Annotated in this window: 9 protein-coding genes and 2 pseudogenes; 2 read left to right on the forward strand and 9 right to left on the reverse strand. The window is 71.2% G+C overall.

Features of this window, described 5'->3' with window-relative positions; genetic code table 11:
* Nucleotides 1–15: 15 nt before the first annotated feature.
* The 6 genes and pseudogenes from ACXKR8_RS11770 to ACXKR8_RS11795 form a co-directional block, all read right to left on the reverse strand.
* Nucleotides 16–1,041 carry a LacI family DNA-binding transcriptional regulator gene (locus ACXKR8_RS11770; protein ID WP_458272847.1) on the reverse strand — a complete coding sequence of 342 codons (1,026 nt, stop codon included), beginning with the start codon at nucleotides 1,039–1,041 and terminating at the stop codon, nucleotides 16–18.
* Between the two features lie 225 nt (nucleotides 1,042–1,266).
* Nucleotides 1,267–2,266 (reverse strand): annotated as a pseudogene (locus tag ACXKR8_RS11775) (LacI family DNA-binding transcriptional regulator).
* Nucleotides 2,267–2,406: 140 nt separating this feature from the next.
* Nucleotides 2,407–4,167, reverse strand: a complete 1,761-nt coding sequence (locus ACXKR8_RS11780; protein ID WP_458272849.1) for a glycoside hydrolase family 13 protein — start codon at nucleotides 4,165–4,167, stop codon at nucleotides 2,407–2,409.
* A 49-nt stretch (nucleotides 4,168–4,216) separates the two neighbouring features.
* On the reverse strand, nucleotides 4,217–5,077 hold the full coding sequence (locus tag ACXKR8_RS11785) for a sugar ABC transporter permease (protein ID WP_458272850.1): 861 nt from the start codon (nucleotides 5,075–5,077) through the stop codon (nucleotides 4,217–4,219).
* Nucleotides 5,074–6,080, reverse strand: a pseudogene (locus ACXKR8_RS11790) (carbohydrate ABC transporter permease). Before ACXKR8_RS11790 ends, ACXKR8_RS11785 begins: the two are co-directional and overlap by 4 nt.
* 121 nt (nucleotides 6,081–6,201) lie before the next feature.
* Nucleotides 6,202–7,491, reverse strand: coding sequence for an extracellular solute-binding protein (locus tag ACXKR8_RS11795; protein WP_458272852.1), 1,290 nt, complete (start codon nucleotides 7,489–7,491; stop codon nucleotides 6,202–6,204).
* Between the two features lie 344 nt (nucleotides 7,492–7,835).
* On the opposite strand from ACXKR8_RS11795, the gene ACXKR8_RS11800 reads away from it, so the two are divergent.
* Together ACXKR8_RS11800 and fahA are read left to right on the forward strand one after the other, a co-directional pair.
* On the forward strand, nucleotides 7,836–9,104 hold the full coding sequence (locus ACXKR8_RS11800) for a homogentisate 1,2-dioxygenase (protein ID WP_458272853.1): 1,269 nt from the start codon (nucleotides 7,836–7,838) through the stop codon (nucleotides 9,102–9,104).
* Complete coding sequence (fahA, locus tag ACXKR8_RS11805; protein WP_458272854.1) at nucleotides 9,101–10,309, forward strand: fumarylacetoacetase; 1,209 nt, start codon at nucleotides 9,101–9,103, stop codon at nucleotides 10,307–10,309. The genes ACXKR8_RS11800 and fahA overlap by 4 nt, the downstream gene beginning before the upstream one ends.
* Before the next feature lie 399 nt (nucleotides 10,310–10,708).
* Here fahA and ACXKR8_RS11810 read toward each other — a convergent pair whose 3' ends face one another.
* The 3 genes from ACXKR8_RS11810 to ACXKR8_RS11820 form a co-directional block, all read right to left on the reverse strand.
* Nucleotides 10,709–11,668 carry a carbohydrate kinase family protein gene (locus tag ACXKR8_RS11810; RefSeq protein ID WP_458272855.1) on the reverse strand — a complete coding sequence of 320 codons (960 nt, stop codon included), beginning with the start codon at nucleotides 11,666–11,668 and terminating at the stop codon, nucleotides 10,709–10,711.
* 111 nt (nucleotides 11,669–11,779) lie between these two features.
* Nucleotides 11,780–14,677, reverse strand: a complete 2,898-nt coding sequence (locus tag ACXKR8_RS11815; protein ID WP_462100464.1) for a discoidin domain-containing protein — start codon at nucleotides 14,675–14,677, stop codon at nucleotides 11,780–11,782.
* 146 nt (nucleotides 14,678–14,823) lie between these two features.
* Nucleotides 14,824–16,500: a glycoside hydrolase family 13 protein gene (locus ACXKR8_RS11820; RefSeq protein WP_458272857.1), complete on the reverse strand. Its 1,677-nt coding sequence runs from the start codon at nucleotides 16,498–16,500 to the stop codon at nucleotides 14,824–14,826.
* Nucleotides 16,501–16,526: the final 26 nt, after the last annotated feature.

A 16,526-nucleotide genomic window follows, 5' to 3' on the forward strand; every position in this document is an offset into this window, starting at 1 on the left:
CCCTTCTGCTTGTCCCTAGGGCCGCGGGCGGGCCGCGCCGGTGGAGCCGCGGACCACCAGCTCCGGCTGGAACACGAACTCGCCGCGCTGCGCCGGGTTGCCGCCGATCTCCTCCAGCAGCACGTTCACCGCCGCCGCGCCCATCGCCTCGACCGGCTGACGGATCGTCGTCAGCGGCGGGTCGGCGAAGGCGATCAGCGGGGAGTCGTCGAAACCGACCACCGACACATCGCCGGGGACGGAGAGCCCGCGCGACCGCGCCCCGCGGATCGCGCCGAAGGCCATCAGGTCGCTGCCGCAGATGATCGCCGTGCAGCCGCGGTCCAGCAGCGCCCCGGCGGCGGCCTGGCCGCCCTCCACGCTGAACAGCGAGTGCTGGACCAGGGCCGCCGCCTCGGCGGCGCTCAGCCCCAGCTGGGACTGCATCGCCTCGGCGAAGCCCTCCAGCTTGCGCTCCACCGGGACGAACCGGGCCGGGCCGACGGCCAGTCCGATCCGCTGGTGGCCGAGCCCGGCCAGGTGCTGCACCGCCATGTGCATCGCGGCCCGGTCGTCCGGGGAGATGAAGGGGGCGGAGATCCGGGCGCTGTAGCCGTTGATCATGACAAAGGGGACGCCCTTGCCGGTGAGCTTGGCGTAGCGCTCGGTGTCGGCGGTGGTGTCCGCGTGCAGCCCGGAGATGAAGACGATGCCGGTCACCCCGCGCTCCACCAGCAGTTCCACCAACTCGTCCTCGGTGGAACCGCCGGGGGTCTGCGTGCAGAGCACCGGGGTGTAGCCGTAGCGGGTCAGCACCTGCTCGATGACCTGGGTGAACGCCGGGAAGATCGGGTTGCTCAACTCGGGGGTGATCAGCCCGATCAGCCCGGCGCTGCGCTGGCGCAGCCGGGTCGGGCGCTCGTACCCGAGCACGTCCAGAGCAGCCAGCACGGTCTGCCGGGTGGCGGCGGAGACGCCGGGCTTCCCGTTCAGGACCCGGGAGACGGTGGCTTCGCTCACCCCCGCCTGTGCTGCGATGTCGGACAGCCGCGCTGTGTTCAAGAAGACTTCCCCAGTCGTCGGTCTCCGGCCCCGGGGGCCGGTCCCCCCAGGAAACTGGTGTACAGCATCGCACCTTATTGCACGTGGGCGGCCTCGCCCGACGCTTCCTGAGGTTCCGTACCGCTCTTCCTGAGGTCCCTTGCTCCCTGGGGGCGCCGGACCCGGGCAGGCCGCAGACCCGGGCGGCGAGGCACCGCCGCCCGGGTCTGCGTGCCGAGGGGGCCCTCAGCGCGGGCGGGCCGCTCCGGTGGAGCCGCGGACCACCAGCTCCGGCTGGAACACGAACTCGGCCCGGTGCAGGGCGTTGCCGTTGATCTCCTCCAGCAGCGCGTCCACCGCCGCCGCGCCCATCGCCTCGACCGGCTGACGGATCGTCGTCAGCGGCGGGTCGGCGAAGGCGATCAGCGGGGAGTCGTCGAAACCGACCACCGACACGTCCCCGGGGACGGAGAGCCCGCGCTGCCGAACCGCGCGGATCACGCCGAAGGCCATCAGGTCGCTGCCGCAGACCACCGCGCTGCAACCGGCGTCCAGCAGCGCGGCGGCGGCCGCGTGGCCGCCCTCGACGCTGAAACAGGGTGTGCTGGATCCGGCTCGCGCTCTCCTGCTCGGACTGGCCCAGCAGCTCGGCGCAGGCCGCGGCGAAGCCCTCCAGCTTGCGCAGCACCGGGACGAAGCGGCGCTGCCCGAGCGCCAGGCCGATCCGCTCATGGCCCAGCTCGGCCAGGTGCTGCACCGCCATCCGCATCGCCGCGCGGTCGTCCGGGGAGACGAAGGGCGCCGAGATCCGCTCGCTGTAGCCGTTGATCAGCACGAACGGGACGCCGCGACCGGCCAGTCGGGCATAGCGCTCCATGTCGGCGGTGGTGTCCGCGTGCAGCCCGGAGACGAAGATGATGCCGGTGACCCCCCGTTCCACCAGCATCTCCACCAGCTCGTCCTCGGTGGAGCCGCCGGGGGTCTGGGTGCAGAGCAGCGGGGTGTAGCCGTAGCGGGTCAGCACCTGCTCGATGACCTGCGCCAGCGCCGGGAAGATCGGATTGTTGAGCTCGGGGGTGATCAGCCCGATCATGCCCGCGCTGCGCTGCCGCAGCCGGACCGGGCGGTCGTAGCCGAGTACGTCCAGGGCGGCCAGCACGCTCTGACGGGTCGTCGGCGAGACGCCCGCGCGCCCGTTGAACACCCGGGAGACGGTGGCCTCACTGACCCCCGCCTGGGCGGCGATGTCGGCGAGCCGGGCGGTGGGGACGGCGGGGGCGGGGCGGGAGGCGGTCGCTGGGCGGGGGGCGGTGGCGGGCCGCTGGGCGGTGGCGGGGCGGGGCACGGGGACTGGGGAGCTGAGGGCCTGGGCGTTGGCAGCCGCCATCAGCAGGCCCACCAGACGGTGGTGTCGGCGGGGAGCAGCAGCTCACCGTCGATCACGGTGACCGGGGTGGAGGCCAGCAGCAGCTGTCCGGGAGCGGTGATCCGCACCGGCTGGTCGGCGGTGTTGGCGGTGCAGACGAACACCTCACCGGCCGCGCCGGCCCCAACAGTCGCGCCGCCCGCGCCGGCCCCGCTTCGGCGGAAGCCGAGGACGCCGGTCGGGAGCCCGTCCAGCCACTGCACCGAGTCCCCCGCGCCCAGCGCCGGGTGCTCGCGGCGGATCGCGATGGCGCTGCGGTAGAGCTCCAGGGTGGAGTCACGGTCCCCGGTCTGCGCCTCGACGCTCAGCTTGGCCCAGTCGGCCGGCTGCGGCAGCCAGCTGGGCCCCCCGGCAGCGGGCCCGAAGCCGTACGGAGCCTGGGTTCCGGACCAGGGCAGCGGAACCCGGCAGCCGTCCCGCATCCCCTCCTGGCCCTCGGCGTCCGTGCCCTCGGCGTCCGTGCCCGCGGCGCCGCCGGCCCTGGCCCGGGTGAAGGCCGGGTCCTGGCGGGCCGAGTCGGGCAGGTCGAGCACCTCGGGCAGGCCCAGCTCCTCGCCCTGGTAGAGGTACGCCGAGCCGGGGAGGGCCAGCATCAGCAGGGTCGCGGCCCGGGCCCGGCGCAGGTCCTGCTCCCGGTCGACCCCGGCGCCGAGCCGGGTGAGGTGGCGGACCACGTCGTGGTTGGAGAGCACCCAGGTGGCCGGGGCGCCGACCGGGCGCATCGCGTCCAGGGTCAGCCCGACCACCGCGCGCAGCGCCTCGGCGTCCCAGGCGGTGCCCAGGTACTGGAAGTTGAAGGCCTGGTGCAGCTCGTCCGGGCGCAGGTAGTTGGCGGTGCGGGCGACGCTGGGGGTCCAGGCCTCGGCGACGGCGATCCGACGGGTGGCCGGGTCGGTCCCGTACTCATCCAAGATGCGCCGCCAGTCGCGGTAGATCTCGTGCACGCCGTCCTGGTCGAAGAAGGGGAGCACCGCGTTGCCGAGCAGCCGCAGCTGGTCGTGGACGCCGATGTCGGGCAGGCCCGCTGCCTTCACCAAGCCGTGGGCGACGTCGATCCGGAAGCCGTCGATGCCCAGGTCCAGCCAGAACCGCAGCACCGAGCGGAACTCGTCGGCGACGGCCCGGCTGTCCCAGTTGAAGTCGGGCTGCTCCGGGGCGAACAGGTGCAGGTACCACTCGCCGGGACTGCCGTCCGGGTCGGCGGTCCGGGTCCAGGCCGGGCCGCCGAAGATGGACTCCCAGTCATTGGGCGGCAGTTCGCCGCCGCCCTTGCCCGGACGGAAGTGGAAGCGGCTGCGGAGCGGGCTGCCCGGGCCCTCACGCAGCGCCTGCCGGAACCAGGTGTGCTGGTCGGAGCAGTGATTCGGAACGAGATCAGCGATCACGCGCAGGCCCAGGCCGTGGGCGTCGGCGATCAGCCGCTCCGCGTCGGCGATGTCGCCGAACATGGGGTCGATCACCCGGTAGTCGGAGACATCGTAGCCGGCGTCGGCCTGCGGGGAGGCGTAGTAGGGGGACAGCCAGACCGCGTCCACGCCCAGCTCCCGCAGATAGGGGAGCCGGCTGCGGACGCCCTCCAGATCGCCCATGCCGTCGCCGTCGGCGTCGGCGAAGCTGCGCGGGTAGACCTGGTAGATCACCGCGTCGCGCCACCAGCCGTCGGTTCTGCGGCCGGTGACGGCAGCGGAAGCGGTCGGGTCGGCGGGGTGCTGGGGGGTCATGGGATCCCTTGGATGCTGGTGGGGAGAGCGGTCGGTTGGTGCGGGGCGGTCAGCCCTTGGTGCCGCCGGCGGTGAGGCCGGTCACCAGGTGCTTCTGTACCAGGTAGAAGACGACACCGGCGGGAAGCGCGATCAGTACCGCGCTCGCGGCCATGAAGTTCCACTGCGAGTTGTACTGGCTGATGTAGGTCTGCAGGCCCACGGCCAGGGTGTACTTGTCCTCGGAGAGCATGAAGTGCGAGGCGAAGGCGACCTCGCCCCAGGCGGTGAGGAAGGTGTAGAACGCCGCCACCGAGAGCCCGGGCCGGGCCAGCGGGACGATCAGCCGCCAGAAGGTACCGAACGGGGACAGGCCGTCGATCCGCCCGGCCTCGTCGATCTCCACCGGGATGGTGTCGAAGTAGCCCTTGAGCAGCCAGGCGCAGTAGGGCACGGCGGTGGAGCAGTAGATCAGCACCAGGCCCTGGTAGGTGTCGAGCAGGCCCATCCCCGCCATGATCTTGTAGAGCGGGACCATCAGCACCGACACCGGGAACATCTGGGTCAGCAGGAAGGTGTACATCAGCTGGCGGTGGCCGGGGAAGCGCATCCGGGACACCGCGTAGCCGGCGCTGGCGGCGATCAGCACGCCCAGCAGCATGGTGCCGATCCCGACGATCAGCGAGTTCAGCAGCCAGGTGCCGAAGGCGGTGTGGTTGATGACGTGGTCGTAGTTGGAGAGCGTCATCCGGCCGAGGATCCGGCCCGGGTGCAGGTAGTCGTGCTCGTCCGCGCCCAGCGAGATGTAGAAGATCCAGAACACCGGGAAGGCGGCGACGAAGGCCGCGACCGAGAGCACCCCGTGCAGGCCGACCGAGGCCAGCGGACGGCGTTCGCCGCGCAACAGGGGACGGCGGGCACTGGTGCTCATGCGGTTGCCTCGTTCCGGGAGAGCCAGCGGCGGTAGAAGGCGGTGAACACCACGAGGATGGACAGGCAGATCACACCGACCGCGGCCGAGCCCGCGTAGTCCTGCGGCATCTGGCCGAAGAACAGCTGGTAGGCGTAGGTGACCAGGATCTGCACGCTGTCGTTGCCGCCGGCGCCGAAGAGCAGGTAGATGACGGTGAACTGGTTGAAGGTCCAGATGATGCCGAGCAGGGTCACCGTGCTGCTGACCGGGCGCAGGCCCGGCAGGGTGACCTGGGTGAAGCGCTGCCGGGGGTGGCGCCGTCCATCTCGGCCGCCTCGTACAGCTCGCTGGGGATGGACTGCAGCCCGCCGAGGAAGGACAGCATCATGAACGGGACCCCGCACCAGGTGTTGACCAGGATCGCGGCGGTCTTCATCCAGTACGGGCTGCTGAGCCAGCTGGGCGTGCCCAGGTGCAGCAGCCCGAGCAGCCCGTTGACCGCGCCGCCGTCGCTGAGCAGCAGCCGCCAGGAGAAGACGGTGACAAAGGTGGGCACCGCCCAGGGCAGGATCAGCAGCAGCCGGTAGAAGGTGCGGCCGCGCATCTTACGGTTCATCAGCACCGCCAGCCCGAGGCCGATGCTGACGGTCAGGGCGACGCAGACGAAGGTCCAGACGATGGTCCAGACGAAGTGCGGGATCAGCTGGTTGTCGGCGCCGGTGAGCAGGTCGACGTAGTTGCTGAAGCCGACCCAGGTGTAGCTGTCCGGGATGTGGTTGACCCCGATGGTGCGTCCGACATTGAGGCTGTTGGCATTGGTGAAGGTCAGCAGCACCCCCTGCACCAGCGGAAACCCGACCAGTGCGCCGAGCACCACGACGACCGGGGTGCACATCACCCAGGCGTACCAGTGCTGGTCGTACGAGCGCCGCAGCCGGGTGAACCGGCCGGCCCGCGGCCTGGGATCGGGCTCGGGGCCGCTGCGCTCCTTGCGGGCTCTGCCCTGGACGGCGACGGTCATCGCTCTGACACCTCTCGGCTCTGCTGACGGCTTCGTCGACGGGGTTGTCAACGGGGTTGGCGGACCACGGCCGGTGCCCGGCGGCCCGCCCCGGGAAGGGGACGGACCGCCGGGCCGGGGATCACTGGGTGGCGAAGGCCGGGATCAGCTTCTTGGTCGCGACCGAGACGTTGTTCAGGCCGGACTGGGTGCTCTCCTGGCCCGCCAGGATCTTCAGCAGATCGGTGTTGAAGAGGCCGTAGAGCGAGCTGTACTCGGCCAGCGGCGGACGCGGGACGCCGGCCGAGAGGATCGGCTGGAAGGCGGCGATGCCCGGGTTGGCGGTGACCGCGGCGGTGTACGCGTCGCTGCGGGTGGGCAGCGTGGCGTTCTTGGTGGCGATGGTGACCTGCGACGCGGCCGAGGTCATAAAGGCGATGAACTTCTCCGAGGCGGCCTGGTGGGCGCCGTCGGAACCGGCGTACGCGACCAGGTTGTGGCCGCCGATGGGGGCGCCGGACTTGCCGGCCGAACCGGCCGGAACCGCGGCCACGCCCAGGTTGGCGGTGTCGGTGAAGGCCGAGCCCTTGTAGACGTTGGTGGTCTCCCAGGGGCCCTGGATGATCATCGCGACCTTGCCGCTGTTGAACGAGTCCATCATGTTGGCGTAGGCGTTGGCGGTGGTGTCCAGCTTGCTCACGCCGGGGCTGGCGAGCAGGCCCTTGATGGTGTCAATGCCCTTGACCGCGGCGGCGGAGTTGACCGTGATCTTCTGCGAGCCGGCGTCGACCAGGTCGGTGCCCTCCCCGTAGAGGAACGGCATCGCGTAGTAGGCGGCGGCGTTGAGGTCGAAGCCGTCGACCCCGTCCTTCTGCTTGACCAGGGCGGCGTCGGCCTTCAGCTCGTCCCAGGTGGCGGGGGCCTTGGTGATGCCGGCCTTGGTGAACAGCGCCTTGTTGTACATCAGGCCGAGGGTGTCGGTGACCAGCGGCACGCCGTACAGCTTGCCGTCGAAGCTGGCCTGCTGGATCAGCTGCGGCTCGAACTTCGCGGAGTCGGCGGCGGCGGGGGTGCCGTCCAGCGGTACCAGGTAGCCGGCCTTGGCGAAGCCGGGCGTCCAGCCGACGTCGGAGCGCAGCACATCCGGGGCGCCCTTGCTGCCGGCGGCGGTCTGGAACTTGGTCTGCGCGTCGGCGAAGGGGACGTTGACGTACTTGACGGTGATCGTCGGATTGGCCTTCTCGAAGGCGGCGACCAGGGCCTTGTAGGTCGGCTCCTCGTTGGTGGCGTCCGAGGTGTCCCACCAGGTGATGGTGACCGGGCTTGCACTGGCCTTGCCGCCGGAGGTGCTGGTGGTGGTGCTACTCCCGCAAGCGCTTGCAGAAACCGCTATCGCCGCCGTCAGAACGGCTGCCGCAATGCCACGACGCATTGTGAACTCCTTGGAGGGTGGATGCCCGAGTGAAGGGGTCGGCACCTGCGAGGGAGCCTCCCCGGGCCGACGCACCGTTGCTGCCGTCGGGCTTGGGGAGGAACGTAACAGCGGGGTGACTGGCATGGAAAGACCTTGCAGCTTCTTTCTGCAAGAATTGGCGATCGTTACATTCACGAGTCCAGAGCGTTGCCGTCCGACTTCTTGACCGACGGCCGGAGGCTGCTTGACAGCGACGGACCCTGGCCATGGGATGGTCGGTGCATGCCCCACCGGGCATCACCCCTGGTCAATGTCGCCCAGGTCGGCGGCCAGACCGGCCCGAGGTCGCTCAGGAGGCGAAGGTGGCGTACTACCGCAGCGCGGGCGCGGTTCCCCCGAAGAGGCACACCCAGCATCGGGACGGGGACTCCGGCCGGCTCTACTACGAGGAACTGATGGGCGAGGAGGGCTTCTCCTCCGACTCCTCACTGCTCTACCACCGCGAGCTGCCCTCGGCGATGGTGGACAGCCGGGTCTGGCACCTCCCCGAGGACAAGCCGGAACCCAACCACCCGCTGAAGCCGTACCACTTCCGGCTGCACGAGCTCTTCCCCGGCGAGAGCTGGCGGCAGGCCGACCCGGTCCGCGACCGGCGGGTGGTCCTCGCCAACGCGGACGTCCGGATCGCCTATGTCGCGGCCGGCGTGCCCTCCCCGCTCTACCGCAACGGCACCGGCGACGAGTGCGTCTATGTGGAGTCCGGCGCGGGGGTGCTGGAGAGCGTCTTCGGCAGCATCGAGGTCGGCGAGGGCGACTATGTGATCATCCCCCGGGCCACCACCCACCGCTGGCTGCCCACCGGCGACGCCCCGCTGCGGCTCTACGCCATCGAGGGCAACAGCCACATCACCCCGGCGAAGCGCTACCTGTCGAAGTTCGGGCAGCTGCTGGAGCACGCGCCGTTCTGCGAACGCGACCTGCGCGGCCCGGTCGGCCCGCTGGTCTGCGAGGAGCAGGGCGACGTGGACGTCTACGTCAAGCACCGGGTCGCGGGCGGCGTCGGCGGCAGCGTGCTGACCGTCCCCACCCACCCGTTCGACGTGGTCGGCTGGGACGGCTGCCTCTACCCCTACGCCTTCAACATCGCCGACTACGAGCCGATCACCGGCCGGATCCACCAACCCCCGCCGGCCCACCAGGTCTTCGAGGGCAACGGCTTCGTGATCTGCAACTTCGTGCCCCGCAAGGTCGACTACCACCCGCTGTCGATCCCGGTGCCGTACTACCACTCCAACGTCGACAGCGACGAGGTGATGTTCTACGTCGGCGGCGACTACGAGGCCCGCAAAGGCTCCGGCATCGGCCAGGGCTCGGTCTCCCTGCACCCCGGCGGCCACACCCACGGGCCGCAGCCCGGCGCGTACGAACGCAGCATCGGCGCCGAGTTCTTCGACGAGTTGGCGGTGATGGTCGACACCTTCCGCCCGCTGGACCTCGCCGAGGGCGCCCGGGCCAGCGACGACGGCCGCTACGCCTGGAGCTGGAGCGGCCGCGGGCCGCAGGGGGCTGAACCTGGGCGGGGAGCCGAAGCCGGGCGGGGAGCCGAAGCCGGGCAGGGGGACGGGCAGTGAGCTGGGTGCCGGTCCCCGAGGGTTCCGACTTCACGCTGGACAACCTGCCCTACGGCGTCTTCACCCCGCGGTCGAGCCTGAGCAGCGGCGGGGCGCGGGTGGGCGTGGCCATCGGCGAGCACGTCCTCGACCTGGCCGCGATGTGGGCCGGGACGCCGCTGGGCGCGGACCTCGCCACCGGCTCGCTCAACCGCTTCCTGCGGCGCGGCCCGCGCGAGTGGGCGTACGTACGGACGGAGGTCCGGCGGATGCTGGCGACCGACGACCGCCGCCGCTTCTGCGAACGCAACCTGCACCGGATCGACGAGGTGACGCTGCACCTGCCGATCGAGGTCGCCGACTATGTCGACTTCTACGCCTCCGAGACGCATGCGAGCAACCTGGGACGGATCTTCCGCCCGGAGGTCGCGGAGCCGCTGCTCCCCAACTGGAAGCACCTGCCGGTCGGTTACCACGGCCGCGCCGGCACGGTGGTGCCGTCCGGCACCCCGATCCGGCGGCCCAACGGGCAGCGGGGGCCCGGCGACTTCGGCCCGAGCCTGAAGCTGGACATCGAGGCCGAGGTCGGCTTTGTCGTCGGCACCCCGTCCGTGCTCGGCGAGCCGGTCGGCACCGGGGCCTTCGCCGAGCATGTGTTCGGCGTCGTCCTGGTCAACGACTGGAGCGCGCGGGACCTCCAGCGCTGGGAGTACCAGCCGCTGGGGCCCTTCCTCGGCAAGTCCTTCGCCACGTCGGTGTCCCCCTGGGTGGTCCCGCTGGCCGCGCTCGAGGGAGCGCGGGTGCCGGGCCCGGCGCAGACCGACCCCGAGCCGCTGCCGTATCTGACGGAGAAGGAGCCCTGGGGGCTCGACCTGCAGCTTGAGGTGCTGCTCAACGGCCAGGTCGTCTCGCGGCCCCCGTTCCGCGACACCTACTGGTCCCCCGCCCAGATGCTCGCCCACCTGACGGTCAACGGCGCCTCGCTCCGCACCGGCGACCTCTACGCCTCCGGGACGGTCTCGGGCACGGCCGCCGACCAGCGCGGGTCGCTGATCGAGCTGAGCTGGAACGGCGCGGAGCCGCTGCGGCTGGCGGACGGGACGGTCCGGACCTTCCTGGAGGACGGCGACACGGTGACGCTTCGGGCGTCGGCCCCGGGGGTGGCAGGCGGTGGCCTTGGCGCGCGGATCGGGTTCGGGGAGGTCAGCGGGACGGTGATGGGGTAGGCGGGGGGGCGGTCGAGGTCTGCGGCTGAGCCCCCGTCCCGACGCCGTGCGGCCCGTGCGCGTTTGTGGACCGGGGCTCCGCCCCCGGTGCTCGCTGCCGCTCGCGGGCAACAGGCGGGCGGGGGCGGGCCCGGGGGCCCGTCGCTGACCTGCGGGGCGGTGGGGGCCGGGCTCCTGGGCCCCGGGGTGGCGGGGCTGGTTGCTAAAAGGGAAAAACAGGCGTAAATCTGCCCGCTATGCCCGATTTGCAACGCCACTTTCTCCCTTTCAGCGACGCAGACCGCCAACCCGGCGACGACGCCCGGGCCCCGCGCCCCACCGCCCGCGTAGTTGGCCGCTTTGCGGCGGAGCCGCGAGACGGCGCGGGGGCGTCACGCCAAGAAGGCCGACCCCACCAGGCTACGACCCGCCAGCCACCGAGGCCGCCACCGCCGCCACCAGCGTCGGGGCGTCGATGAAGGAGGTGTGGGTGCCGGCTGTGCCGCAGGCGTAGGTGCCGGAGATCTGGCCGGAGCGAACGCAGGTGTCCACGTCCGCCTCGGCGAACCAGGCGTGCAGGAAGCCGGTGACGAAGGCGTCGCCGGCGCCGCTGCTGTCGACGATCGAGCGGCCGGGAAGCGGTGCCACCGCCGGAAAGTGACGGACCGTCCGATCCTCGCGAGTGAGCAGATGGCAGCCGTTGGCGCCGTCGGTGGCGACCGCCAACCGGGCTCGGCCGGCGTCCAGGATGCCGTGCAGGACCGGGGCCAGGGCGCCGTCCGCCTGCAGGTGGGCCGCGCTCATGAAGACCAGGTCGGCCCGGTGCGCGAACGGAAAGCGGTGCGGGTCGACGCCGTCCCAGGCGTGCAGGTCAGTGGAGACGGTACGGCCCAGCCGCTCGATGCCGTCGAAGAGTTCCGGGTTCAGGTTGTAGTGACTGATCGACAGATGGACATGGCGACTGCGCTCCACGTACGGGAGGGCGAACTCGGCCGGCATCCGCAGGTCGGCCGGGTGCCGGCCGTCGTAGAAGGAGAAGCGGCGGCCCGCGTCGTCGACCAGGTTGACGCTGCGGGGCGTGCCGGCCGGGGCCGGGAGTGAGCTGAAGTCCAACCCTCGCGCGGCGTACTCCTTGAGGATCAGCGCGCCCTGGTCGTCCGCGCCCAGGTAGTCGATGAACTTGGTGCGCAGCCCCAGCAGATGCGCGCCCAGCGCCGCGCCGTTGCCGGTGTGCGCGACATAGTCGCGGATCGCCGGGACATGCACCGAGTCGCCCGGCGGGACGGCGAGTTCGGGCACCCGGACGATGGTGTCGACGCCGACGCCGCCGATGACCAGCACGTCATAGTCGAACAGAGGCGAAGATAGAGGCGGGGGCATGGTGGCTCCAGAACGGGGGCTGCAAGGCTTGCGCAAACTCTGTCATGGGTCGGGCCGGACAGGAAGTTCCTGTCCGGCCCGAGTGGATCTAACTGACGATGAGGCAGCGGCTCAGGAGGCGTAGGCCTCGATCTCGGAGAGCTGGCCGGCCGGCCAGCCGGTGTTGCCGGTGATGGTCAGTCGCAGGTAGCGGACGGTGGTGGCGGGGAAGGTGATGGTGACGGTGTTGCCGGTGGCCGGGTTGAAGACGCGACCGGCCGCGGCGGACAGGGTGGTGTAGCTGGAGTTGTCGAGGCTGCCCAGGACCGCGATGGTCTCGGTGCGGGTGGCCCAGGCGGTGGCCGGGGGCAGCTTGAGGACCACGCGGGAGACCGTACGGACGGCGCCGAGGTCCACGGTGATGCTCTGCGGGAAGGCGTTGTCCGAGCTCTCCCAGTAGGAGTTGGCGTCACCGTCGACGGTGTTGCCGGCCGTGTAGCTCTGGGTGTGGCCGGTGTCGGTCACCGCCGCGTGCAGCGCCAGGTTGGTGCCGGCCGGCGGTGCGGTGGTGGGCGGCGCCGTCGTCGGGGGCGCCGTGGTCGGCGGCGCGGTCGTGCCCGTACCCGTGCCCAGCACCTGCAGCTCGGAGAGCTGCGCGGCCGGCCAGCCGCTGTTGGCGGTGAAGGTCAGCTTCACGTACCGGGTCGAGGTCCCCGCCGGAAGCGGGACGGTGACCGTGTTGCCGCTGGCCGGGTCGAAGGTGTGGGCGGCGGAGCCGACCAGCGTGCTGAAGGTGCTGCCGTCGGTGCTGCCGAGGACCGAGAAGGTCTGCGAACGGGCCGCCCAGGCCGTGGCCGGGGGCAGCTTCACCACGACGCTGCCGACGGACGTGCTCGTGCCCAGGTCGACCTGGATCGACTGCGGGAAGGAGCTGCTGGCGCTCTCCCAGTAGGAGTTGGCGTCACCGTCCACCGCGTTGGCAGCCACATAAGGCGAGTTGGAGCTGGTCGCGGTGACCGGGCGGCCCTGCGCCAGGTTGCCGCCGGCCGGGGTGGTCGGCGGAGCCGTCGTGGGCGGGGCCGTCGTGGGCGGAGCCGTGGTCGGCGGCGTGGTGGTCGGCGGGGCCGAGGTGGGCGGAGTGGTGCCGCCACCGCTGTAGGTGTAGACCGGGGTCGGCCAGGGGCCGCAGTACTGCGCGGCGGTGTTCCAGCTGCTGTTGCCGCCGAGGTCGGTGATGGCGAAGGCGCTGGGGCCCTGGCAGTTGTAGACGTTGGCCACGCCGATGTGCGCGGTGGTCACGTTCTGGAACGTGGCCGCGCCGACGGACTGCTCCTGCAGGAAGAAGGTCCCCGCCCCGTCCACGTTGATGTTGCTGAAGTGGACGTTGCTGACGCCGCTTCCGATCACCTGCACGGCCTCGTACGAGGTGTCCAGGATGTTCAGCCCGCTGAGGTTGATCGTCCCGGTCATCGGTGAGTCGGAGGCCCAGAACCAGACCGCGCCGACGCCGAACTGCCAGTTGGGGTCGAGCACCCCGGTCCGGATCAGGTCGTTGTCCTCGATGGTGGTGGTGCCCGCCAGCGAGGTGGCGCTGAAGCGGTTGCCGACGTGGATGCCGCCGCCCTGGGTCAGCGTGTCGGCGACGACGTTGTCGGTCACCGTGTTGTTCTGGCCGCCGTAGACGGCGATGTTGTTCGCCAGGATCGGCAGCTCGACCGTGTTGTGGCTGATCACGTCGCCGGAGTCGGCGTTGTGCTCGGACCAGGTGGCGATGCCGTCGTCACCGGTGTTGCGGATGAAGTTGTTGCTGATGGTGGTGTTGGTGATGCCGTCGTGCAGGTTGATGCCGTCGGCGGTGGTGTCCTGGATCTGGGTGTTGGTGATGCTCAGCCCGTCGAAGGGGCCGTCCAGCCAGATCCCGACCTTGGTGTTCTGGATCAGCAGGTCGTCGATCGTCGAGCCGCCGCCGAGGGCGCCGCCAACGCCGTTGACCTGGGCGTTGTCATCGCGGTCATTGGTCTGCCCGAGGATCGCGAAGTCGGCGATGTGCACCGCACTGGACGGGTTGGGCGCGTAGTTGCCGTACACACCGACGTCCAGGCCGGCCAGCGCCGAGTACCAGGGTCCGGCGCCGTCCAGGGTGACCTTGTTGACGATGATGTGGCCGGTCACCTTGAAGGTGCCGGCCGGGATCCAGACGCCCTTGCCCTGGGCCTCGCCCGCGTTGACGGCGTTCTGGATCGCCGCGGTGGCGTCGGTCTGGCCGGTCGGGTCGGCTCCGTAGGCGGGGTCGGTGACGCTGATGAACCCGGCGGGCTCGGTCTTCGCCGCGGCGACGTTCTGGAAGTCGGCGGTGTCCACGGTGTAGGAGGGGGCGTTGTCGCCCGCGTCCACCTGGAGCCGGACCTTGGTGCCGGCCGGGAGCGTGGAGCCGAACTTGTAGCGGACGTCGTCGAAGTAGTGGTGGATCCCGCCCTGGCTGGGGATGTTGCTGAACGGGTACGAGCTGTACATGTAGCTGTACTTGGAGGTCAGCGACAGGTCCGCGGTCTTGCTCCCGTTGACGTACAGGCTCAGCGGGTCGGTGATGCCGGCGCCGTCGGCGGAGTCCGGGATGGAGTAGTGGAAGTCCACCGCGTTGGCCGCGCCGGTGAGCGTGAACTCCAGGTACTTGCCCTGCCCGACCAGCTGCACGGCGGTGCGCCCGGCGGCCTCGGAGGCCAGTGTCCCGAAGGTCCGGGAGGGGGCGAGGACGGTGCCGTTGGTGTCGGCCGCGACCGCCGCGTACTCGGTGAACGGGACGGCCGCGCCCCGGCCACTGGCGGCGGCGTCGGCGGTGGCCAGCATCGGCACGGTGGCGCCGGTCGCCGCGACGGCGGCGGAGCCGGGCAGCAGCAGCCCGGTCAGCGCGGTGGTGCCGGCCAGCGCGACGGCCAGCAGGCCCAGCGCACGGCGCGGCCTCGGCGCCTTGGCGCCAGGCACTTCAAGGCCTGGCGCTTGCGGGGACGCGCCATTTCTTTGCAGGATCATGACAACCGTTCTTCCTGGGTGGGGAAGTGACACCCGGCCGGGGGCCGGGCAAATCAAGGCAGTGCCAGGTGGTGTGGCTGCGCCGCACCGCGCGGGACCCTCAACCCGCGCGGGGCGACGCAACCTGCGGTGCGGCTGCGGACCTGTCAGGGGGTCCGCAGCCACACCGCCGTATCGGGGGGCAGTGCTCCGCCCGGAATGGGCCCGCAGGCCAGCAGCACATCGCTGTGCGCCGGCAGCGGCACGGGGGCGTCGGAGAGGTTGACCACGCAGACGAAGTGCGGACCGCGGCGGAAGGCCAGCACGTCCGACTGCGAATCCAGGGAATCCGGGAACTCCGGGGACTCCAGCCACTCCATCGGCCCGTCGCCGAGCGCGGGCTCGTTCCTGCGGACCCGGAGCGCCCTGCGGTACAGGGTCAGCATCGAGTCCGGGTCGCCGTCCTGTGCGGCCGCGGTGAGCGGGGCCCAGTCCAGCGGCTGCGGCAGCCAGGGCGCGGTCAGGGCCGTCGCCGGGCTGAAGGCGTACGGGGGCGCCTCCCCCTCCCACGGGATCGGCACCCGGCACCCGTCGCGGCCCGGGTCCTTGCCGCCGGTGCGGTGGTACATCGGGTCCTCGATCCGGTCCGCCGGGATGTCCTCGACCTCGGGCAGCGCCAGCTCCTCGCCCTGGTAGAGGTAGACCGAGCCGGGCAGCGCCAGCGACAGCAGAGCCGCGGCGCGGGCCCTGCGGGTGCCCAGCACCAGGTCGGTGGGGATCCCGTGGGCCTTGTCGGCGAAGTCGAAGCCGGTGTTCTCCCGGCCGTAGCGAGTGGCGGTACGGGTGATGTCGTGGTTCGCCAGGACCCAGGTGGCCGGGGCGCCGACCGGGGCGTGCTCGGCCAGCGTGGCGGTGATCACCGTACGCAGCGCCTCCGCGTCCCAGGGGCAGGCCAGGAAGCCGAAGTTGAAGGCGGTGTGCAGTTCGTCGGGCCGCAGGTACTGGGCGAAGCGCAGCGGGTCGGGCAGCCAGAGCTCGCCGATCAGGGCCCGCGGCTGCGGGTAGGAGTCGGCGATCACGCGCCAGGAGCGGTAGATGTCGTGCAGTTCGTCCCGGTCGACATAGGGGTGCGGCTCGCCCGCCGGGTGCGGGGTGTCGTAGTCGTAGTCGGGCAGGTCCGGGTCCTTGACCAGTTCCGCCGCCGAGTCGATCCGGACGCCGGCCGCGCCGCGGTCGAACCAGAACCGCAGGATGTCCTCGTGCTCCTGGCGGATCTCCGGGTGCGCCCAGTTGAGGTCGGGCTGCTCGGGGGCGAAGCGGTGCAGGTACCACTCCCCCGCCGTGCCGTCGGGCTCCGTGGTCCGGGTCCAGGCCGAGCCGCCGAACTGGGAGCGCCAGTTGTTGGGTGCGAACTCGCCGTCGGCGCCGCGCCCCGGACGGAACCAGAACCTGGCCCGCTCGGGCGATCCCGGGCCCGCCTCCAGTGCCTGCTGGAACCAGACATGGGCGCTGGAGACATGGTTGGGGACGATGTCGACGATGGTCCTGATGCCGAGGTCGAGGGCTTCCGCGATGAGCTTCTCGGCCTCGGCCAGGGTGCCGAACATCGGGTCGATCTCACGGTAGTCGGCGACGTCGTATCCACCGTCGGCCAGCGGCGAGGAGTACCAGGGTGTGAACCACAGGGCATCGACACCGAGGTCGGCGAGGTAGGGCAGTCTGCCGCGCACACCGGCGAGGTCGCCGACTCCGTCGCCGCCCGCGTCGGCGAAGCTTCGGACGTACACCTGGTAGATCGCGGCGCCGCGCCACCACTGGGGCTCGTGCACGGTAGGGGTCTCCATCTGTTGGGGCCTGACCTGTGGGTACA

Source organism: Streptacidiphilus sp. PAMC 29251, from assembly GCF_054208735.2.